Annotated in this window: 17 protein-coding genes and 1 pseudogene; 12 read left to right on the forward strand and 6 right to left on the reverse strand. The window is 68.2% G+C overall.

What is annotated here, in order from left to right; genetic code table 11:
* Nucleotides 1–519 precede the first annotated feature (519 nt).
* Nucleotides 520–726 carry a cold-shock protein gene (locus tag SOM10_RS08070; RefSeq protein ID WP_042540947.1) on the forward strand — a complete coding sequence of 69 codons (207 nt, stop codon included), beginning with the start codon at nucleotides 520–522 and terminating at the stop codon, nucleotides 724–726.
* Nucleotides 727–843: 117 nt separating this feature from the next.
* On the opposite strand, the gene SOM10_RS08075 is transcribed toward SOM10_RS08070, so the two are convergent.
* Entirely contained in the window at nucleotides 844–1,509 is a 666-nt protein-coding gene (locus tag SOM10_RS08075) for an HAD hydrolase-like protein (RefSeq protein WP_320489403.1), read from the reverse strand.
* 63 nt (nucleotides 1,510–1,572) lie between these two features.
* Entirely contained in the window at nucleotides 1,573–2,268 is a 696-nt protein-coding gene (gene nucS, locus SOM10_RS08080; RefSeq protein WP_053098298.1) for an endonuclease NucS, read from the reverse strand.
* Between the two features lie 147 nt (nucleotides 2,269–2,415).
* On the opposite strand from nucS, the gene SOM10_RS08085 reads away from it, so the two are divergent.
* Complete coding sequence (locus SOM10_RS08085; protein WP_320489404.1) at nucleotides 2,416–2,709, forward strand: response regulator; 294 nt, start codon at nucleotides 2,416–2,418, stop codon at nucleotides 2,707–2,709.
* Between the two features lies 1 nt (nucleotide 2,710).
* Here SOM10_RS08085 and SOM10_RS08090 read toward each other — a convergent pair whose 3' ends face one another.
* Nucleotides 2,711–3,961, reverse strand: a complete 1,251-nt coding sequence (locus SOM10_RS08090) for an MFS transporter (RefSeq protein WP_320489405.1) — start codon at nucleotides 3,959–3,961, stop codon at nucleotides 2,711–2,713.
* A 59-nt stretch (nucleotides 3,962–4,020) separates the two neighbouring features.
* On the opposite strand from SOM10_RS08090, the gene SOM10_RS08095 reads away from it, so the two are divergent.
* Nucleotides 4,021–5,082 carry a LacI family DNA-binding transcriptional regulator gene (locus tag SOM10_RS08095; protein ID WP_320489407.1) on the forward strand — a complete coding sequence of 354 codons (1,062 nt, stop codon included), beginning with the start codon at nucleotides 4,021–4,023 and terminating at the stop codon, nucleotides 5,080–5,082.
* Nucleotides 5,083–5,102: 20 nt separating this feature from the next.
* Here SOM10_RS08095 and SOM10_RS08100 read toward each other — a convergent pair whose 3' ends face one another.
* From SOM10_RS08100 to SOM10_RS08110, 3 genes are all read right to left on the reverse strand, one after another.
* Complete coding sequence (locus SOM10_RS08100) at nucleotides 5,103–5,957, reverse strand: hypothetical protein (protein WP_320489408.1); 855 nt, start codon at nucleotides 5,955–5,957, stop codon at nucleotides 5,103–5,105.
* A 691-nt stretch (nucleotides 5,958–6,648) separates the two neighbouring features.
* Complete coding sequence (locus SOM10_RS08105; protein ID WP_053098302.1) at nucleotides 6,649–6,975, reverse strand: L-rhamnose mutarotase; 327 nt, start codon at nucleotides 6,973–6,975, stop codon at nucleotides 6,649–6,651.
* Between the two features lie 15 nt (nucleotides 6,976–6,990).
* Nucleotides 6,991–8,319 carry an alpha-L-fucosidase gene (locus tag SOM10_RS08110; protein WP_320489409.1) on the reverse strand — a complete coding sequence of 443 codons (1,329 nt, stop codon included), beginning with the start codon at nucleotides 8,317–8,319 and terminating at the stop codon, nucleotides 6,991–6,993.
* Nucleotides 8,320–8,405: 86 nt separating this feature from the next.
* Between SOM10_RS08110 and SOM10_RS08115 the strand changes: the two genes are divergently transcribed.
* The 9 genes and pseudogenes from SOM10_RS08115 to SOM10_RS08155 all read left to right on the forward strand — a co-directional run.
* Nucleotides 8,406–9,749: an alpha-L-fucosidase gene (locus tag SOM10_RS08115; protein ID WP_187249123.1), complete on the forward strand. Its 1,344-nt coding sequence runs from the start codon at nucleotides 8,406–8,408 to the stop codon at nucleotides 9,747–9,749.
* An 80-nt stretch (nucleotides 9,750–9,829) separates the two neighbouring features.
* Entirely contained in the window at nucleotides 9,830–11,089 is a 1,260-nt protein-coding gene (locus tag SOM10_RS08120) for an ABC transporter substrate-binding protein (RefSeq protein WP_320489412.1), read from the forward strand.
* A 13-nt stretch (nucleotides 11,090–11,102) separates the two neighbouring features.
* Nucleotides 11,103–12,065, forward strand: a complete 963-nt coding sequence (locus SOM10_RS08125; RefSeq protein ID WP_320489414.1) for a carbohydrate ABC transporter permease — start codon at nucleotides 11,103–11,105, stop codon at nucleotides 12,063–12,065.
* Nucleotides 12,058–12,921: a carbohydrate ABC transporter permease gene (locus tag SOM10_RS08130; protein ID WP_187249122.1), complete on the forward strand. Its 864-nt coding sequence runs from the start codon at nucleotides 12,058–12,060 to the stop codon at nucleotides 12,919–12,921. The genes SOM10_RS08125 and SOM10_RS08130 overlap by 8 nt, the downstream gene beginning before the upstream one ends.
* Nucleotides 12,921–14,069, forward strand: coding sequence for a mandelate racemase/muconate lactonizing enzyme family protein (locus tag SOM10_RS08135; protein ID WP_320489416.1), 1,149 nt, complete (start codon nucleotides 12,921–12,923; stop codon nucleotides 14,067–14,069). The genes SOM10_RS08130 and SOM10_RS08135 overlap by 1 nt, the downstream gene beginning before the upstream one ends.
* The gene (locus tag SOM10_RS08140; RefSeq protein WP_320489417.1) at nucleotides 14,066–15,079 is read left to right on the forward strand and encodes an aldo/keto reductase; all 1,014 of its coding nucleotides are present in this window, start codon (nucleotides 14,066–14,068) and stop codon (nucleotides 15,077–15,079) included. Before SOM10_RS08135 ends, SOM10_RS08140 begins: the two co-directional genes overlap by 4 nt.
* Before the next feature lie 5 nt (nucleotides 15,080–15,084).
* Nucleotides 15,085–15,801 (forward strand): GntR family transcriptional regulator, encoded by a 717-nt coding sequence (locus SOM10_RS08145; RefSeq protein ID WP_320489419.1) that lies wholly within the window; start codon nucleotides 15,085–15,087, stop codon nucleotides 15,799–15,801.
* A gap of 180 nt (nucleotides 15,802–15,981) precedes the next feature.
* The gene (locus SOM10_RS08150) at nucleotides 15,982–18,924 is read left to right on the forward strand and encodes a Na+/H+ antiporter subunit A (protein WP_072590435.1); all 2,943 of its coding nucleotides are present in this window, start codon (nucleotides 15,982–15,984) and stop codon (nucleotides 18,922–18,924) included.
* Nucleotides 18,924–19,424: pseudogene (locus SOM10_RS08155) on the forward strand (Na(+)/H(+) antiporter subunit C); the annotation flags it as partial. The gene SOM10_RS08150 and the pseudogene SOM10_RS08155, both read left to right, overlap by 1 nt.
* Between the last annotated feature and the right edge of the window lie 92 nt (nucleotides 19,425–19,516).

Raw genomic sequence — 19,516 nt, forward strand, 5'->3', positions numbered from 1 at the left:
CGTCCCGTCATTGCCACCGATGACGACGATCGTCAACCCCCCTTGGCGGGATCGAACGGACTCCCCTAGGGTGAAGGTGCATGCACAGGGGATTGATCGTCTCCGTCTTCCCCAGAGACGGGCTGCCTTCCCCAGAGGCAAAGGCGATCCGTGCATGCGATTGGGCCCTCTCGAGTAGTTCTGTCCCCAACGGACTGCTCGAGAGGGCCGCTGTCGTTTGTCTCCATCTCACAAATTTCGAATCTGTCCCCCAAATGGGGGACAAAAGCAGGCGCGAGGGGTTAGGCTGGAATCTGACGCACCCTCCGGTCGTCTTCGGCCCTCATCGCTCCCCCCGCGGTGAGGGCCACACCATTTTCTGAGGGTCTCCATCTGCCCTGTCATGTGACCGAGGACGACCGCTCATGCAACATTTGGGTTACGGGCTGACATCAGGACTTCCGCTCAGCGCGTGCTCCACTAGCGTGGAGCACGTCGGGGCATCCTGCGTCGGCTTCTTTCCAGCAGAACAGGCAGTACATGAGCACCCAGGGCACGGTTAAGTGGTTCAACTCGGAGAAGGGCTTCGGCTTCATCTCCCCCGACGACGGCGGCGCTGACGTTTTCGCGCACTACTCCGCCATCGAGTCATCCGGCTACCGCTCTCTTGAAGAGAACCAGCGAGTCGAGTTCGACGTGGCGCAGGGCCCCAAGGGCCTGCAGGCTGAGAACATCCGTCCGCTCTGAGAGCGGACGTCATAGAACTCCCCGACCGGAGGTCTGCACTCGTTGCGACCCCCGGCGGGGAGTTCTGTGCTTTCCGGCCGGATCACCCCGGCCGAGTGGGCCCCCGGTCGGCCGAGGTCAGTGCAGCAGCAGCGCGCGCAGTTCGTCGGTCGATGCGGCGCGGAACGCGGCCTCATCGCCTTCGTGCGTGTCGCTGAAGCCCCACTCGACGAAGATCACCGGCACGCCGTTGGCGTTGCCGCCCTCGACGTCGTGGTGGCGATCGCCGACCAGCACGGGGCGTGAGATGTCTGCCCCGCGCTCGGCCAGACGGCGCAGCGCCTCGGCGACGATGTCGGTCTTCGACGCGAGCGTCGCCTCGTCGGGCGTCGCACCCACCGTCGTCAGGAAGTACCGGCGCAGTTCGAAGAAGTCGACGATCGCATCGACCTGGATCTCGGGCTTCGAGCTGGCGGTCGCCTGAGGCACCCCTGCCGCGTGCAGATCGCGGATGATCTCGGGCACGCCCGGGTAGGTCGCGACATCGGTCGTGTATCCGTCGGCCTTGCCGAGTGTCCGATAGAAGGTGACCGCCTCGGTCGCCTGCTCGGGGGTCATCGCCGCCTGCGCCTGAAACGACTCGAACATGGGCGGCCCGATCCAGTGCACGAGCTGTTCGCGCGTGGGAGCAGGGTGACCGAAGTGCGTGAGGGCGACGTTCAGACGGCGCAGGATGCCGACCGACGCGTCGGCGATCGTGCCGTCGACGTCCCAGAGCACGCACGAATAGGGGGAAGAAGCCATACCTTCCAGCCTATGGGCAGTGCACGACGCGACCGACCGCGGTGGACATCTGTGCAGGTGGCCTCAGAACAGGCGGGGGATGCCGGACTCGATGCCCTTCATGTCGTCGTAGTCGAGCACGAGGCAGCGGATGCCGCGGTCCTCGGCGAGCACCCGCGCCTGCGGCTTGATCTCCTGCGCGGCGAACACGCCCTGCACCGGCGCGAGGTGCGGGTCGCGGCCCAGCAGCTCGAGATAGCGGGTGAGCTGCTCGACGCCGTCGATGTCTCCGCGCCGCTTGATCTCGACAGCGATCGCCGCGCCGGCGGCATCCCTCACGAGCAGGTCGACGGGACCGATCGCGGTCGGGTACTCGCGGCGCACCAGGGTCGCGCCGTCGGAGATGCGCTCGACCTGCTCGGCGAGCAGGCGCTGCAGATCGGCTTCGACGCCGTCCTTCTGCAGACCGGGGTCGACGCCGAGGTCGTGGTTGGTGTCGTGCAGGATCTCGTAGATCTGCACCCGGAGCGCGTCGCCGGTCTTCTTGTGCGTCACTCGCCATACTTCGGTGACGCCGGCGATGGACTCCTCCTCGCCGGGTTCCTCGACCGCCAGGGAGCACGGCGGGCTCATCCAGTTCAGCGGCTTGTAGCTGCCGCCGTCGGAGTGCACGAGCAGACTCCCGTCTCCCTTGTGCACGAGCAGACGCGTGGCGAGCGGGAGGTGGGCATTGAGGCGGCCCGTGTAGTCCACGGAGCAGCGGGCGATGACGAGACGCACCCGTCGAGCCTACTTCGTCGGGTCGACTCGTTCTGCTGATGTCAGCATCAGCGCCGAAGTTTCCACATCTGCGGCGGATCGACTCCCGTCGTCGATTCCATCGGACTGGATCCTGACATTCTGGGCGGACAGGTCGAGGATGAGGAGATGACGGTGTCGATAGAGCTCGTGACCATGATCGTGACCGTCGCGACCACGCTGCTGGGGCTTGCCGCAGGCTTCGGATGGATGATCACGCGCACGGATACGCGGTTCGAGATGTTCGAGCAGCGTATGGATGCGCGGTTCGAGAAGTTCGAGCAGCGCATGGATGCGCGGTTCGAGAAGGTCGAGCAGCGCATGGATGCGAGGTTCGAGAAGGTGGACGTCGAGCTCGGAGAGGTGAAGATCGCCATCGCCCGACTCGAAGGCCCGGCGCCGCGTCTGGTCGTCGCCCGCTGATCTACGAGGCTGACTTCGCGGTGACCGGCGGCGTCGACATCTCGTCCTTGCGGAGCGGGCGCGCGGCACCCGAGAACAGGCCGGACAACACGACCAGGCCGACGAGGATGTAGAGCGTGTTGAGCAGTCCGATGTGCTCGCTGATGAAGCCGAGCACGGGCGGGCCGCCCAGGAACGAGATGTAGCCGATCGTCGCGGCTGCGCTCACTCGCGCGGCCGCCTTGGCGGGGTCGTCTGCGGCGGCGGACATACCGAGCGGGAAGCCGAGAGAAGCGCCGACGCCCCACAGCGCTGCGCCCACGAAGACGAGAGGAAGGCTGGGGGCGAGGATGAAGAGCAGGATGCCGGATGCGGCGGCAACCGCGAGGATGCGCAGCACGGCGACGCGGCCGAACCTGTCGACCAGGGGGCCTCCGAAGACGCGGACGACGGTCATCGCGACCGAGAACGTCGCGAGCGCGGCGGCGCCCAGTGCGGTACCGCCTCCGTGGTCTTCGGCGACGCCGAGGGCGAGCCAGTCGTTGGCACCGCCCTCTGCGAACGACATGCCGAGCATGACGACGCCGATCGCATAGGTGCGCGGTTCGCGCCAGGCGGACATCGCGACGTGCATCCGTTCCCGCCAGTGCGGCTTCTCTGCGTCGTCTGCCGCGGGGTCGAGCGCCTCTTCGCGTCGCGGCACGTTCGCGATGCTGGCGATGCCGATGGCGGCGATCGCGACGGCGATCACGAGCGTATGGGTGAAGACGTCGATGTGCAGCTGTGCGGCAAGCGCCCCCAGCCCGGCGCCGATCACGGTGCCGAAGCTGAAGAAGGCGTGGAAGAGGGGCAGGATCGTCTTGCCCGAGTGCTGCTCGATCGCGGTGGCCTCGACGTTCATCATGACGTCGACGCAGCCGTTGCCGAGTCCGAACAGCACGAGACCGATCAGCACCACGGAGTACGAGCCGAGGACGTTGGCGCCGATGCCGATGAGGGCCACACCCGAGGCGAAGGTGAAGATCGACACCATCATGCCGAGGCGCGCGCCGGTGCGTGCCATGATCGCGGGGCTGGTCGAGATGCCGATGATCGAGGCGATGCCCGCGCCGAGCAGCAGCATGCCCACCTGAGCCTTGTCGACCTCGAGGGCGAGCTTGATGTCGGGGACACGGGACGCCCAGGTCGCGATCGAGAGACCGCTGGCGAGGAAGATCGCGAAGATCGCGGTGCGCCAGCGCACGTACTGCGATCGGGAGAGAGCCGTGTCCATGCGGATCAGCATATCGAATCGATTCGATGATCGGGAAGTCGGGGAGCTATCCTCGGAGTATGACGAGCCACGACAGCCCGCGCCGAGCGACGATCGCCGATGTCGCACGCGAGGCGGGAGTTGCCACGTCGACGGCATCCGTCGTCTTCAGCGGCAAGGCCAACGTCGCACCGGCCACGCGCGAGCGGGTGCTCGCCGCAGCGGCGGCCCTCGGGTATGCCGGTCCCGACCCGCGCGCCGCATCGCTGCGTCGAGGACGCAGCGGCATCGTCGCGGTCGTGCTCGAGGGCCACCTGCGTGCGGCGTTCCTCGACCCGGTGACCACCGCCATGATGGACGGCCTGACCGATGGGATGGCCGAGCTCAGTGCCGGCATACTGCTGATGCGCGACGAGCCGGGCGACGACGAGTCGTCTCTCTCGAACGCACCCGTCGATGCGGTCGTGCTGATCGGGTGCTCGGGGCGCGCCAAGGCGTCGCTCGACATCGTGCGCAGCCGAGGCCTGCCGGTCGTCGTGATCGAGGGCGACGCGGGAGAGGGCATCCCGAAGATCCTGCTCGACAACTCTGCGGCGGCCGCGGACGTCGCTCGTCACCTGCGCGACCTCGGGCACCGCGACGTCGCACTCGTCACGCTGCCGCTCGACACCCGTCGCGAGCGGGGACCGGTCACTCAGGAGCGAATCGACGCGGCGACGGTGGATGTGACCATCGATCGCCTCGCCGGCATGCGCGAGATCTTTCCCGACGCGCCCGCGATCTCGGCCGGAGGCAGCTTCATCGACGAGGGGCTCCTCGCCGGACGGCATCTGCTGGCGGATGCCGAGACGCGGCCCACGGCGATCCTCGCTCAGAGCGATCTGATCGCCGTCGGCATCATCCGCGCCGCGGAGGAGCTGGGACTGCGCGTGCCCGAAGACCTGTCGGTCGCGGGTTTCGACGGGATCGCCGCCGATGGGCTCGGCGACCTCGTGCTCACGACCAGCGTGCAGCCGGCGGTCGAGAAGGGGCGCGCCGCAGGGGAGCAGGTCGCGCGGATGCTCCGGGGAGAACCCGGCCAGACCCTGCACCTCACGTGTCGGTTCCGCGAGGGAACGACCACCGCGGCACCGGCTCGCTGACCGGGTCGCTGCGGTCTGGCTCAGCTGCGCTGCGGTCCCAGGGGCAGGGTCTGACTGCCGAAGTCCAGGATCGAGTACCGGCCGCACTCGACCACACGCTCAGGCTGCACCGCCTGCGGAAGATCCCACGGCACGGTCTGCGAATCCTCGACGAGGAAGGACACCTCGCCGACTGCGAAGTCCGTGCGGTTGACCAGCCACGCGTAGCCGTTGAGCTGATGATCGACCTGGACGAGGCGCGAGAGGTCTGCGACATGCAGTGCGGGCAGACGAACGGTCCAGAACTGTCCGGCGCCCGTGCGACCGGAGGCGTCGACCCAGTCCGTCACGCACGCGAGATCGGGGTCCGGCCGGGCGGCCGCGTCCGCCAGGCGCGGGATGCTGAGGCCGCCGACGACGAGAAGCACCACGCCGACGATGGCAGCGGTCGAACGACGCAGGCGGGCGGGGAGGCGAATCGCGCGAGGTGACGCGACGAGCACGAGCACCGGAGCGAAGACGAGAGGCTGCAGGTAGCGCGCGGCATGCGTGCCCAGCGCGATCGCCCCGACGACGACGACGATCGGTGCCGCCCAGGCCATCGCGGCGACGAGACGGGTTCCCGGGTCGCCCTGTTGCGCCGTTCTCACGACGGCGAAGACGATGAGGGCGACGGTGACCAGCAGCCCGATCAGCCCGGGGAGGCTCTGACCGCGTTCGGCGATGAGCCGTGCGTAATAGCCGACCGACTCGTGCCAGTGGTCGGGCTGCGCGTAGCCGACGCCGGTGTTCGCGATCCATGCCGCGAACGGAATACGAGCCAGGAAGCCCGCGGTGGTGCCGGCGAGCAGCACCGCGATGAGGGCGAGGATCTGCGCACGCCGCGACGGCGACACGGCGGCGATGCCAGGATGATCGCGAGGAGGAGGGTCGCCCACACCGCGTACAGCGGGTTCGAGAGAGCCGATAAGAGCGCGACGGCGCCGAGAGCGATCGACGGCGAGGCTCTGAGGCGGCCGTCGTCGATCACGCGCCGAACGATGCCGACCGTGATGACGACGCCGATCACGGTCGCCGAGTAGTAGGTGGTCGTCAGCTGCAGGGATGCGAGGTCGAGCGCCTCTCGCGACGCCGAGACATCGGTCATCGCGAGCATGCCGAACACCCCGAGCGCGACGACGGACCAGGTGACGGGCGCAGAGCCCGCGCGGCCGCGGCCGGCGACGAGCCGGATGGCTCCATAGAGGGCGAGGAGATTGACGACCGCGCTGATCGCGAAGAGGCCGTTCACCGTCGCAGGCACGGCGGCGTCGATCGCGGTGAACGCCGCGGTCTCGGGCAGGAACAGCACGCTCGACATCGCCCAGTCGAGCGATTCTCCCGACAGCAGCGACCGCGCGAGCATCGCGACGACCAGTGAATCGCCGTCTCGGAAGAGCAGGTCGGACCGGGCTGACGACGCGACCACGGATGCGGTGACGATCGACACGGCGGCAGCGCACATCCAGCCGGCCAGCTCGCGCACCCACGTCCGAGTCACGGGGCTACTCTGCCACGAGCCCGCGGCAGACCCGGGCAGCGGGGCGGTCAGGAGACCTGTGACCTCAGATCCCAGACCTGCTCCAGGGGAGCGGTGCCCTCGGCGCCGTCTTCGTCGCGGAAGAGCTCGACGAAGCGACCGATGTCGGCCTGCCAGGCGTGGTCGGCCGGATCGTCCTCGAGCGCGGCGACCGCGGCATCCCAGTCATCGCAGTCGACCAGGTGGAACAGGCGCCGGCCCGACCTCCAGATCGTCCAGTCGTGGATGCCGATGCGCGCGAAGGTCTCGGCGAGAGCATCCGGGATGCGGGCGTGGTTCGTGCGGTAGTCGTCGACCGCGCCGTCGCGGATCTCGGAGTGCAGAGCGATGCGCATGAGAGGGTCCTTCCGTCAGTCCCTGGGCTGGAACGAGATCGCGACCGGGGTCGTCGCGTCCGCCACCTCGACCAGGATGACACCATCGACGCGTTCTGCGGTCACCGGATGCTCGCCGATCCGTGCGCTGCTCTCGTCGAGCATGTCGTGCGGATCGGGGAGCTCGACGTGTCCGTTCCGGTCGACGACCGCGTGCACCGCGTCATCCGTGCGTGTCCAGCGCAGCCAGGGGTCGTCGGACGCCGGCATCCGCTCTTCCGGTCGCGCACCGAACACGGCGTGCCCGTACTGCCTGTTCCAGTGGCCGATGCCCTCGAGGGTCTGTCGCTGCAGATCGGGGATGCGGCCGGACGCCTCGAGGCCGATGTTGAGCAGCAGGTTGCCGCCCCGTGAGACCACGTCGACGAGCAGAAGCACGGCCTCGTGCGCCGACAGCAGGTGCTCGCTCGTCTCCCTGCGGTTGTGGCCGAACGAGAGCCCGATCCCCCGGGTGTTCTCCCACGCCTCGCCGACCTCGACTGCGGTGCCGTGCACGTACTCGCTGGTGCGGAAGTCCCAGTGGGACTCGCCCCAGCGATCGTTGACGACGCCCTCGGGAACCTGCGCGTAGAACGTCTGGAAGGCGTGGGCGATGCTCTTCGGCGCCGGCTCGATTCCCGCAGCCGGCCACCGGATGTCGCCCCAGAGGATGTCGGGACGATAGCGGTCGATCAGGTCGATGACGTGGTCGTGCGCATATTCCGCGTAGGCGAGGTCATCGGGGGCGGGGGCGCCGTCATGGTCGATGGGCGGCAGGTCGGAGAAGTGCCAGTCGAGACCGCCCGAGTAATACACGCCGAAGCGGAGGCCGGCCGCGCGCGTCGCGTCGGCGAAGGCTCCGATGAGGTCCTGCCCAGGGCCACGGGCGACGGTGTTGCGCCCATCCGTTCCCGGTGCGTCCCAGAGCGTGACGCCGTCGTGGTGCTTGGTCGTGGGGATGAAGTACCGTGCGCCCGTCGCCGCGACCACGGCGAGCACCTCGTCGGCGTCGAACTCCTCGGCCTTCCAGGCATCGAGGAAGTCGTCATAAGGAGCCCCGCCGTAGACCTCCTCGTGATGCCGGTGGGTCGGCGAGCCCTCGATGCGCATGGTGTTGGCGTACCACTCGGCATAGGGATTGTGGGCGTACCACTCGTCCCGTGGCACGGCGCCGAGCTCACCGGTGGGCTCTGCCCAGGCGGGAACCGAGTACGGCCCCCAGTGCACGAAGATCCCCAGTGCGGCGCCGCGGAACCACTCGGGAAGCGGTCGCTCGAACTCGCGGTAGGCCTCGGGACGAACAGGATCGGTTTCGAACATCGCCATCGGTAGGCACCTTTCATCACACCCTTGTGAACGGTTTCGTCTATCACGTATCCTATAGGAAATCTTGGACTCAAAGGAGAGGTTCGATGACAGACGCACGCTTCCGACGCCCCACAGAGCGCATCCCCGGCGGGGAGTGGTTCAGCGGCGCAGGCTTCGGCCTTTTCGTGCACTGGGACCAGGCATCGCAGCAGGGCATCGAGATCTCCTGGCCCCTCGTCGGACGATCGATCATCCCGGGTGAGGATGCCGTGGAAGACGCCGTGACCGTGGCCGAGTACCAGGCGACGGCTCCGACGTTCGACCCCGTGAACTGGGATGCCGCAGATCTCGCGCGTCGTGCCCGCGAAGCGGGAGCCACCTACCTCGTCTTCACGGCACGTCACCATGCCGGATACAACATGTTCTTCACCGAGGAGTCCGACTTCGGCGTGCAGCACGGCCCCTTCGGTCGCGACATCACCCGTGAGTTCGTCGACGCCGTGCGCGCCGAGGGTCTGAAGGTCGGCATCTACTACAGCCTCCCCGACTGGAACCACCCCGACTATCCGGCATTCCGCGATGAGGACCGGCCGTACAAGCTCGAGCACTGGCCCGCCGCGGGCCTCGCCGAGTTCGCCGACACCCCCGACGCGACCGATCGGCACCGGCGGTCGAGTCCGGAGGAGTGGTCGCGCTACCTCGACTACGTCCGGGCGCAGCTGACCGAGCTCCTCACGAACTACGGGCAGATCGATCTGCTCTGGTTCGACGGCGACTGGGAGCGCTCCGCCGTCGAGTGGACGGCGCCGGCACTGCGCCGCCTGATCAAGGAGCTGCAGCCCGATGTCGTCATCAACGACCGCCTGCCCGGCCAGGGCGACTACCGCACCCCCGAGCAGGGCTTCCCGCTCACCCCGCCGACCGGTCCCTGGGAGCTGTGCCTCACGATCGGCGATCACTGGGCATGGCGCACGGGGCCGGACAACGAGAAGTCCGCGCGGTCGCTCCTCGTCACCCTCATCGACGTCGTCGCCCGCGGCGGCAATCTGCTGCTCAACGTGGGGCCCGGTCCCGACGGTGCGCTGCCGGCGGTCGAACAGGAGCGGCTGGGCGAGTTCGCGGAATGGATGCACGCGCACGCCGAGTCCGTGATCGGTGTCGAGCCCACCGTCGGCATCGACTTCCACGGGCCGACGACCGCGCGCGCCGGACGCCTCTACCTGCATCTGACCGCGGTGCCGGTCGACGAGATCATCGTGCGGGGCCTGCCCGTGCGTCGCATCACCCGGGTGCACCGCCTGGCCGACGATCTCGAGCTGCAGCATGACGCGAGCTTCGAGGTGCACGAGGCCTCGATCGCCGGCGACGACCTGGGCGAGCTGCGCATCGTCGCCCCCGCGCCGAGCGGCGCCCTGATCGACGTCGTCGCCATCGACTTCTCCGAGTGACCCGAGCACGACCCGAACCCCCGAGCAGCACCCCCTCACCCATCGCATCGAATCAGCATCCAATGAAGGAGGCAGACAGAATGAATGCACTCTCATCCCGACGCGCGAAGCGTCTCATCCTGACAGGCGTCGCGGGCCTCACCGCTCTCACCCTCGCCGGCTGTGCCAGCGGCTCGGGAGGAGGAGGAGGCGGCGACGCCGGCGGCCCTCTCGTGCTCTACACGTGGGCCGCCAGCGAGGGCGATCAGGCGCAGTGGGCTGACTTCATCGACGGCGCCCAGGCCGAGGATCCCGACCTCGACATCACCGTCGAGGGGCCCAGCTTCTCGGACTACTGGACCAAGGTGAAGACCCGCCTCAGCGGCTCGAACCCGCCCTGCCTGCTGACCACGCAGGCGGCCCGCGCGCAGGAGCTCGGCGACCTGCTGATGCCGCTCGACGACCTGATCGAGAAGTCCGACTTCGACATCGAGAACATCGACGCATCCATGCTCAGCGGCATGACGGTCGACGGCACGATCAGGGCGATCCCCTACGACGCCGAGCCGATCGTGCTGTTCTACAACGTCGAGGCGTTCGAGGCCGCGGGTCTCGAACTGCCCGGCACCGAGTACACGCGCGATCAGTTCATCGCGGATGCGAAGGCGCTGACCGACGGCGACAAGAAGGGCCTGGCGCTCGCACCCGGCATCTTCATCCCGAACGCCTGGTCGCTCGCCGACGGCGTTCCGGCCGTGACCGAGGACGGCGAGCTCGACCTCACGAACCCCGACTTCGTCGACCAGATCCAGAGCTTCTTCGACCTGGTGTCGGTCGAGCAGGTCGCCAAGGCCCCCGAGGCGGCGGACGGCTCGGAGGTCTCGCAGCAGGCCTTCACCTCGGGCGAGGTGCCGATGCTGATCGAAGGTCCGTGGATGTACGGCAGCTTCGCCGACGCCGCCGACTTCACGCTCGGCGTCACGATCGTCCCGTCGACCAGCGGCGAGGCCGCCGCGATGACGGCGGGTTCGGGCTTCGGCATCGCGGCCAACTGCGACCGCCCGGACGAGGCGTTCGCGGCGATCGAGGCACTGACCTCGGTGTCCGTGCAGGAGAAGCAGGCCGAGGCGCGCGGCATCGTTCCGGCGCGCATCGAGGCGCTTCCGGCCTGGGTTGAGGGCAAGACCGAGGGTGCGGCCGAGGTCGTCGAGGCTCTGCTGGCCGATGCGACCCCGCAGCGCACCACCCCGACCTGGAACCAGGTCGAGACCCTGATGACCCAGTACGGAGTGCAGGGCTACCGGGGTGAGCTGACGGCGGAGGAGATCATGGAGACCATCCAGAACTCGGTCGCGGGCTGAGCGGATGGCGATCATGAGCGAGCGGAGAGAGGCCACGGCCTCCTCTCCCATGCCCGGCGCGGCGGGAGTGCCCTTCGGCGCTCCCGCCCCGCGGGTTCCCCGCCCCCCGCGACGGCGCGGCCAAGCCTGGGTGGCGGTGGCCTTCCTCGCACCCGGGATGATCGGGTTCGTCCTCTTCATCCTCACTCCGCTGTTCGGGTCGGCCTTCATCAGCCTGTTCGACTGGAAGCTGTTCGGCAGCCCCGACTTCATCGGCTTCGAGAACTACGTCAAGCTGTTCCGCGACCCGACGTTCTACACGGTGCTCGGCAACACCCTGATCTTCGCGATCGTGTACACGGCGCTGAATCTGGTCGTCGCCCTCACCATCTCGCTGTGGCTCAGCACGCGCATGAAGGCGGCCGGGGCGTGGCGGGTCATCTTCTTCCTCCCCGTGATCACGCCCATGGTGGCCAACGCGCTGGTGTGGCGACTCCTGCTCTCGCAGGACGGTCTCGTCAACTCGATGCTCGCGACCGTCGGCATCGACGGACCGAACTGGCTGTCGGACTCGGCGTGGGCGCTGCCCTCGGTCATCGCGATGTCGGTATGGCAGTCGTTCGGCTACAACGTGATCGTCCTGTCGGCCGGACTCAGCGCCATCCCGAAGGAACTGCTCGAGGCCTCTCGCATCGACGGCACCTCGGCGTGGCAGCGACTGCGCTTCATCATCCTCCCGCTGCTCTCGCCGTCGCTGTTCTTCTGCTCCACGATGACGATGATCGGCGCGTTCCAGGTGTTCGTGCAGCCGCTCTTCCTCACGCAGGGCGGGCCGGGAGAGAGCACCAACACCTTCGTGCTGTACCTGTACCGCAACGGATTCGTCTTCGATCGGCTCGGCTATGCATCCGCTCTCGCGTGGATCCTCTTCCTCGTCGTGATGCTCATCACGGCCCTGCAGTTCGTCGGCCAGCGCAGGTGGGTGAACTATGAGTGACGTCGTGAGCCTGCCCCGTCGTGCGCGACAGCGCCGTGAGTCGCTCAAGGAGTGGCTCAACACCGCGGCCATCGCCGTGGTCGCGCTGATCTTCGCGTTCCCCTTCATCTGGATGTTCCTCACGGCGCTCAAGCCCGAGAACGAGGTCTTCACCGCCACCCCGCAGATCTTCGGATCGGAGATCCGCTGGGCGAACTTCGTCGAGGCGTGGACCGTCGTGCCGTTCGGACGCTTCATCCTCAACGGCCTGTTCGTCGCGATCCTCGGCGCCGCCCTCTCGGTGATCGTCGCCGTGCTCTCGGCCTACGCCTTCTCTCGACTGCGGTTCAAGTACCGCGACAAGCTCTTCCTGCTGTTCGTGCTCACGCTCGTGCTGCCGCAGGAGGTGCTCGTCGTCCCGCTCTTCATCATGATCAACAGCTGGGGATGGAACGACAGCTACGCGGCCCTCATCATCCCGTTCGCCTTCACCGCGTTCGGCACGTTCCTGATGCGGCAGTTCTTCCTCACCATCCCCATGGAGTACGAGGAGGCGGCACTGATCGACGGCGCCTCGCGACTGCGCACCCTGTGGTCGGTGCTGCTGCCGCAGCTGGTCGCCCCGCTCAGCGTGCTCGCGGTGTTCTCGTTCATCGGCTATTGGAACTCGTACCTGTGGCCGCTGATCATCATCAACACGCAGGACATGGCCACCGTGCCCCTCGGGCTCGGCATGTTCACCGGTCAGTTCGGCACGCAGTGGTCGCTGCTCATGGCCGCATCGACACTGGCCGTCATCCCCTCGTTGATCCTCGTGCTGCTGCTGCAACGGCAGCTCATCAAGGGGGTCACCCTGGGCGGACTCGGAGGACGCTGATGACCACGACACACCACACCACGAAGCCCGTGCGGGAGGTCGTCGCGGACGCGACGGCCGGCAGCCGCATCGTGCACGCGGAAGCGCAGCTGTGTGACCTGCCCGTGGAGACCGAGCGCACGGATGCCCTGCAGACGTTCGTCAAGCAGGAGACCATCTTCGTGCGGCTGCGCACCGCCGACGGCACCGAGGGCATCGGCTACAGCTACACGATCGGCACCGGCGGCGGGGCGGTGCTCAGCATGCTGCGCGAGACGCTGCTGCCCGCTCTGATCGGGCTCGAGGCCGAGCGTCCCGAAGCGCTGTGGCTCGCACTCTTCGGCATCACTCGCGCCACCACGGTCGGGCCGATCACGGCACTCGCGCTCGCCGCGGTCGACACCGCGGTCTGGGATGCGAAGACCCGTCGCGCCGGACTCCCGCTCTGGGTCGCCGCCGGAGGCGCGTCGCCCTCCGTGCCCGTGTACGACACGGAGGGCGGATGGCTGCACTTCCGCACCGACGAGCTCGTCGCCCATGCGGTCGCCGCCAAAGAGCGCGGCATGGGCGGCGTGAAGATCAAGGTCGGCATGCCGCGAGGGCACCAGGACCTCGAGCGACTGCGTGCCGTGCGCGACGCGGTCGGACCCGGCATGGACATCATGGTCGACGCGAACCAGTCGTTCACGGTCGCCGAAGCCGTGCGTCGAGCCCGGCTGTTCGAGCAGGTCGACGTCTTCTGGTTCGAAGAGCCCCTGCCTGCGGAGGACATCGAGGGGCATCGTCTTCTGGCGCGCTCGACGTCGGTGCCGATCGCGGTCGGCGAGAGCATGTACTCGCTCGGTCACTTCCGCGAGCACCTGCAGCGTGGCGGCGCGTCGATCGTGCAGGCCGACGTCGCCCGGGTCGGCGGGATCACTCCGTGGCTCAAGATCGCGCATCTGGCCGAGTCCTTCAACGCCCCCGTCGCGCCGCACTTCCTCATGGAGCTCCACGTCTCCCTCGTCTGCGCGATCCCCAACGCGCTGTACCTCGAGCACATCCCGCAGCTGCGAGCGGTCACGACGGGCGAGATCCGCATCGAGAACGGTCGCGGGTGGGCGCCGACGCAGGCGGGCCTCGGCATCCCCTGGAACGATGACGCCCTGGGCCGGCTGATCGTGTCATGAGTGCGCCTGCCTCCACCGCAGCGAAGCCCGTCGCGATCGGACGCGGAGGGCTTCTCGCCCCGCCTGTCGCCTATGGGGCTGCCGCGCTCGGCAATCTGTACCGGGCGCTGGACGACCGGGAGTGGCCGCGGATCGTGCCGGCCGCGTGGGAGGGCGGCGTGCGGTACTTCGATGTCGCGCCGCACTACGGTCTCGGCCTCGCCGAGCGACGCCTCGGCGAGAGCCTGCGCGAGCTCCCGCGTGAGGAGTACATCGTCTCGACCAAGGTCGGACGCCTGCTGGTTCCGCAGGATGCCGAGGGCCGCTCGGACCTCGACAACCTGTTCGACGTGCCGGCGGATCATCGGCGCGTGCGCGACTACTCCCGCGACGGCGTGCTGCGCTCGGTCGAGCAGTCGCTCGAGCGCCTCGGACTCGACCGCATCGACATCGCTCTGGTGCACGATCCCGATGAGCACGAGCGCGAGGCGCTCGAGGGTGCCTTCCCCGCCCTGAGCGAGCTGCGGGACCAGGGCGTCATCCGCTCGTTCGGTGCCGGCATGAATCAGAGCGGCATGCTCACGCGGTTCGTGCAGGAGACGGATGCCGACGTCATGATGGTCGCCGGGCGCTGGACGCTGCTCGACCAGTCGGCCGCCGATGACCTGCTCCCGATCGCCCGGGAGCGTGCGGTGACGGTGCTGGCCGCCGCCGTCTTCAACTCGGGAATCCTCGCGACGGATGCTCCCGCTCGCGATGCCACGTTCGACTACGGCCCCGCGGACCGCTCGGTGCTCGCCCGGGCTCAGGCGATCGCCCGGGTCGCCCGGCATCATGGCACCACACTCCCCGAGCTGGCCGCACAGTATCCGCTGACGCATCCCGCCGTGGGCGCGGTGGTGATGGGCGGTGCCAGCGCGGAGCAGGTCGCGCGCAACAGCCGTCTCGTCGCACGCCCGGTCGCCGAGGCGGTCTGGGACGATCTGCGTGATCGCGGTCTGATCGCCGACGAAGGGCACCCCCTACGATGAGACTCATGTTCGGCGACGACGAGGCACGCGGACCGAGGCCGCTTCCGGCACGGCGCGCGCTCGTCGACGACGTGTACGACGCGGTGCTCGGCCTGCTCATGGACCAGGTCATCGAACCGGGCGCCAAGGTCAACATCGACGCGGTCGCCCGCGACCTCGACGTGTCTCCGACGCCCGTGCGCGAGGCGCTGACGCGGCTCGAGTCCGAAGGGCTCGTCGCGAAGCGGGCGCTGAAGGGCTATGTCGCAGCTCCTCTGCTCGACGCGGCGGGCCTGCGCGATCTGTACGACATGCGCGAGCTGCTGGAGCCGGAGGCGGCGCGGCGTGCATCGTCGCACCTCGACCACGAGACCGAGATCGAGCTGGCGGAGTCCGTGGTGACGATGCGTACAGCGTCGGCACCCGATGAGGACGAGCGCTTCCGCAACTATCGGCGGTTCATCGACGAGGATCTGCACTTCCATCACCTGATCGCGGAGAGTGCGCAGAGTCCGCTGCTGTCGGAGGCCATCGTGCGGCTGCGTGCGCACATGCACCTCTACCGGCTGAACTTCCGCCACGACTTCGAAGACGACACTGTGAGCGAGCACGAGAGCATCCTCGACGCGCTGCGCCGACGCGACCCCGAAGCCGCCGCCGCGGCGATGAGGATGCACATCGCGAACTCGTACGACCGTCTCGGTCCGGCGCTCGCTCGGCAGGCTGAGAACGCATCCGAATGAGCTGATTCTGCGTGCGAGATCGCGCAAATTGTCCGAAAATCCGGGGGAAACCGACCATTTGCATGGTCGGGCGCCGACATGATCGACCCTGAAGCGCGGAATATCAAGGTAAACTCGATATCGACACCCGCCCGCCCGCCTGCGCCGCCCCCGGCCGACGAGCTTTGAGGAGCCGCGTATATGCTGACGCTCCTCGCCGTGTTCCTCCTCGGGTCGATCCTGATGCCCGTTCTGGTGCGCTGGCTGGGATCCCAGGCATTCGCCATCGCGGCTCTCATTCCCGCCGCGGCATTCATCCACGCCCTCGTCCTCACCCCTCAGGTGCTCGACGGACCGACGCCCTTCGTCTCGGTCGCGTGGATCCCGCAGCTCGGACTGAATCTGTCCATGAACATGGACGTGCTCGGCTGGGTGCTGACGCTCATCGTCACCGGCGTCGGTGCTCTCGTGCTGCTGTACTGCCGTTGGTACTTCCATGACGACTCCGCCGGCATCGGCCAGTTCGCGGGCGTGCTGCTCGGGTTCGCGGGTGCGATGTACGGCCTCGTCCTGACCGACGACCTCGTCATGCTCGTGATGTTCTGGGAGGTGACGAGCATCCTCTCGTACCTCCTCATCGGGCACTACCGACGCCGCGCCGCCAGCCGACGAGCAGCACTGCAGGCGCTCCTGGTCACCACTCTCGGCGGGCTCGTGATGTTCGTCGGAGTCGTGCTGCTCGTGGTCGACGCGGGTACCTCGAGCATCCGCGAGATCCTCGAGATCGCACCCACAGGCGCCATCGTCGACGCCGCCGTCGTGATGCTCCTCGTCGGCGCGATCAGCAAGTCCGCGATCTTCCCCTTCCACTTCTGGCTGCCCGGTGCGATGGCGGCGCCCACTCCCGTGAGCGCCTACCTGCACGCCGCGGCGATGGTCAAGGCGGGTATCTACCTGATCGCGCGCTTCGCCCCGATCTTCGCCTTCACCGGTCCGTGGCGGCCGATCATCATCTCGCTGGGCATCCTGACGATGCTGATCGGCGGCATCCAGGCGCTGCGCGAGACCGACCTCAAGCGCATCCTCGCGTTCGGCACCGTCAGCCAGCTGGGCTTCTTCTCGGTCGTGATCGGCTACGGCACCCAGGCGAGCGCGCTGGCCGGTCTCGCACTCGTGATCGCGCACGCGCTGTTCAAGTCGGCGCTGTTCCTGATCGTCGGAGTGATCGACCGTCAGCTGTCGACGCGAGACATCACCGAGCTGAGTGGCGTCGGGCGTCAGGCTCCCGTCATGGCGACAGCGGCATTCATCTCCATCGCATCAATGGCCGGCATCGCACCGACCCTCGGATTCGTGGCGAAGGAGTCGACCCTCACGGCGCTCCTGGACGACGCACTGCACGGCTCGCCCTGGGGGCTCGTCGCGATCATCGGCGTCAGCCTGGGGTCCATGCTCACGGCGGCATATGGCATCCGCTTCCTCTGGGGTGCCTTCTGGACCAAGCGCGATGCGGCGGGCGATCGCCTCCCCGACACCGCCTGGCCCGACCCGCCCGTCGGATTCCTCTCGGCGCCGATCATCCTCGCCGGGCTCACGCTCGCCGCCGGGATCGGAGCACCGGCTCTCGACGTCGCGCTCCAGGGATACGCGCTCACAGCCACCCCGGGCCTCGATGCGGAGGGGGTCGCCGCGGAAGGACCCGGGCACCTCGCGCTCTGGCACGGTCTCGAGCCGGCGCTCGGCATCTCGATCCTGTCGATCCTGCTCGGCGCCGCGGTCTTCCTCCTCACGCTGCGCACCGGATGGGACCGCAAGGCGCGACTGATCCGCTTCACTGCCGCAGACGTCTACTACCTGGTCATGCGCGGTATCGACCGACTCTCGGTGCTGAGCACGACGCTCACCCAGCGCGGCTCTCTGCCGGTCTACGTCGGCACCATCTTCGTGGTGTTCGTCGCCGCCGAGATCACGGCGCTCGTCGCCAGCGACATCGATCGCTTCCAGCTCTCGGCCTGGCACACGCCCACGCAGCTCGTGGTCGCGCCGATGATGGCCGCCGCGGGCGTCATGGCCGTGCGCGCGCAGAAGAGATACACGGGCGTCGTGCTCGTGTCGATCACCGGCCTCGGGATGGTCGTGCTGTTCGCGACCAGCGGCGCCCCCGACCTCGCGCTCACGCAGATCCTCGTCGAGACCGTGACGATGGTCACCTTCGCACTGGTGCTGCGTCGCCTGCCCGCGCGGATGGGCGAGCACAACGCCTCTGTCGGGCGCATTCCCCGTGCCCTGCTCGGTGTCGGGGTCGGGCTCACGATGGCGCTGGTCGCGATCGTGGCGACCCAGTCCCGCGTCGCGGATCCGATCTCCGCCGCATTCCCGAAGCTCGCGTACGAGATCGGTCACGGCAAGAACGTCGTGAACGTCGCCCTGGTCGACCTGCGCGGCTGGGACACGATGGGCGAGCTGTCGGTGCTCGTGCTCGCCGCCACGGGTGTCGCGTCTCTCGTGTTCGTCACGCACCGCGCCGACATGCTCTCCGCGACGAAGACGCTGCCCAAGGCGCGCCGCCGTCGCACGCTCAGCCGCCCGCTCGTCGAGACGACCGAGGGCGTGCGCTTCCAGACCGACGAGAACGAGAGCAGCCCCCGCGCCTGGCTCGTCGGCGGCCCGAAGATGAAGCCCGAGAACAGGTCGATCCTGCTCGAGGTCATCGTCCGCATCCTCTTCCACACGATCATCGTCGTGTCGATCTTCCTGCTCTTCTCCGGCCACAACCTGCCAGGCGGAGGCTTCGCCGGAGGTCTCGTCGCGGGCATGGCGCTCGTCATGCGCTACGTCGCCGGTGGACGTTGGGAGCTGGGCGCTGCCGCACCCACGGATGCCGGGCGACTGCTCGGTGCCGGTCTGATCCTCGCCGTCGGCACGGCGGTCGTGCCGCTGTTCTTCGGCTTGGCGCCGCTCACCAGCAACTTCTGGGAGTGGGAGATCCCCGGCATCGGCCACATGGAGTTCGTCACCTCGACCATCTTCGATGTCGGTGTGTACCTGGTCGTGATCGGCCTCGTGCTCGACGTGCTGCGCAGCCTCGGTGCCGAGGTCGACCGTCAGGCGCAGGAGTTCCGCGAGCGAGGGGTGACCCTCTGATGGATGTCTCCCTCACCCTGATCGTGATCATGGCCGTGCTCTTCGCCTGCGGCGTCTACGCGATGCTCGAGCGCAGTCTCACCCGCGTGCTGATCGGCTTCCTGCTGCTCGGCAACGCGACGAACCTGCTGCTCCTCATCGTCATGGGAGTGCCCGGCAACGCGCCCTTCTTCGGAACCGAGGGCGAGCTCAGCGACCCGCTGCCCCAGGCGCTCACCCTGACCGCCATCGTCATCACGTTCGCCGTCTCGGCATTCCTCCTCGCCCTCATCTACCGCTCGTGGCAGCTGGGTCAGGCCGACACCGTCGAGGACGACGAGGCCGACATCGCACTCCGCGAGCGCACCGATGCCGACGAAGACCTCATGGACGACGAGGCCGACGCGGCGGACGACGAGGCGACCACGGACTTCGTCGGCGTGCAGACGTCGCCGATCACCGTGCTGCACATGCGCGACCACGCCGCGATCAACGACGACGCTCCGACCGACCGGCCCACCCCGCCTCGAGCTGTGTCCGCGGCGTCCGACCAGGATCCCGATGTGGATGCCGGTCCAGGCGCGGCCGTCCTCGACGGGGAGTCGGCACCGCC

It is taken from the genome of Microbacterium sp. CFBP9023, assembly GCF_034045055.1.
Classification (GTDB): Bacteria; Actinomycetota; Actinomycetes; order Actinomycetales; family Microbacteriaceae; genus Microbacterium.

Excerpts from the sequence above, each read along its gene's own strand:
- SOM10_RS08095 (WP_320489407.1), top strand. The coding sequence starts at position 4,021 with ATGACGAGCCACGACAGCCCGCGCCGAGCGACGATCGCCGATGTCGCA.
- SOM10_RS08070 (WP_042540947.1), top strand. The coding sequence starts at position 520 with ATGAGCACCCAGGGCACGGTTAAGTGGTTCAACTCGGAGAAGGGCTTC.
- SOM10_RS08150 (WP_072590435.1), top strand. The coding sequence starts at position 15,982 with ATGCTGACGCTCCTCGCCGTGTTCCTCCTCGGGTCGATCCTGATGCCC.
- SOM10_RS08105 (WP_053098302.1), bottom strand. The coding sequence starts at position 6,975 with ATGCGCATCGCTCTGCACTCCGAGATCCGCGACGGCGCGGTCGACGAC.
- SOM10_RS08075 (WP_320489403.1), bottom strand. The coding sequence starts at position 1,509 with ATGGCTTCTTCCCCCTATTCGTGCGTGCTCTGGGACGTCGACGGCACG.
- SOM10_RS08120 (WP_320489412.1), top strand. The coding sequence starts at position 9,830 with ATGAATGCACTCTCATCCCGACGCGCGAAGCGTCTCATCCTGACAGGC.
- SOM10_RS08125 (WP_320489414.1), top strand. The coding sequence starts at position 11,103 with ATGAGCGAGCGGAGAGAGGCCACGGCCTCCTCTCCCATGCCCGGCGCG.
- SOM10_RS08130 (WP_187249122.1), top strand. The coding sequence starts at position 12,058 with ATGAGTGACGTCGTGAGCCTGCCCCGTCGTGCGCGACAGCGCCGTGAG.
- SOM10_RS08085 (WP_320489404.1), top strand. The coding sequence starts at position 2,416 with ATGACGGTGTCGATAGAGCTCGTGACCATGATCGTGACCGTCGCGACC.
- SOM10_RS08145 (WP_320489419.1), top strand. The coding sequence starts at position 15,085 with ATGTTCGGCGACGACGAGGCACGCGGACCGAGGCCGCTTCCGGCACGG.
- SOM10_RS08110 (WP_320489409.1), bottom strand. The coding sequence starts at position 8,319 with ATGGCGATGTTCGAAACCGATCCTGTTCGTCCCGAGGCCTACCGCGAG.
- SOM10_RS08140 (WP_320489417.1), top strand. The coding sequence starts at position 14,066 with ATGAGTGCGCCTGCCTCCACCGCAGCGAAGCCCGTCGCGATCGGACGC.
- SOM10_RS08135 (WP_320489416.1), top strand. The coding sequence starts at position 12,921 with ATGACCACGACACACCACACCACGAAGCCCGTGCGGGAGGTCGTCGCG.
- SOM10_RS08115 (WP_187249123.1), top strand. The coding sequence starts at position 8,406 with ATGACAGACGCACGCTTCCGACGCCCCACAGAGCGCATCCCCGGCGGG.
- SOM10_RS08090 (WP_320489405.1), bottom strand. The coding sequence starts at position 3,961 with ATGGACACGGCTCTCTCCCGATCGCAGTACGTGCGCTGGCGCACCGCG.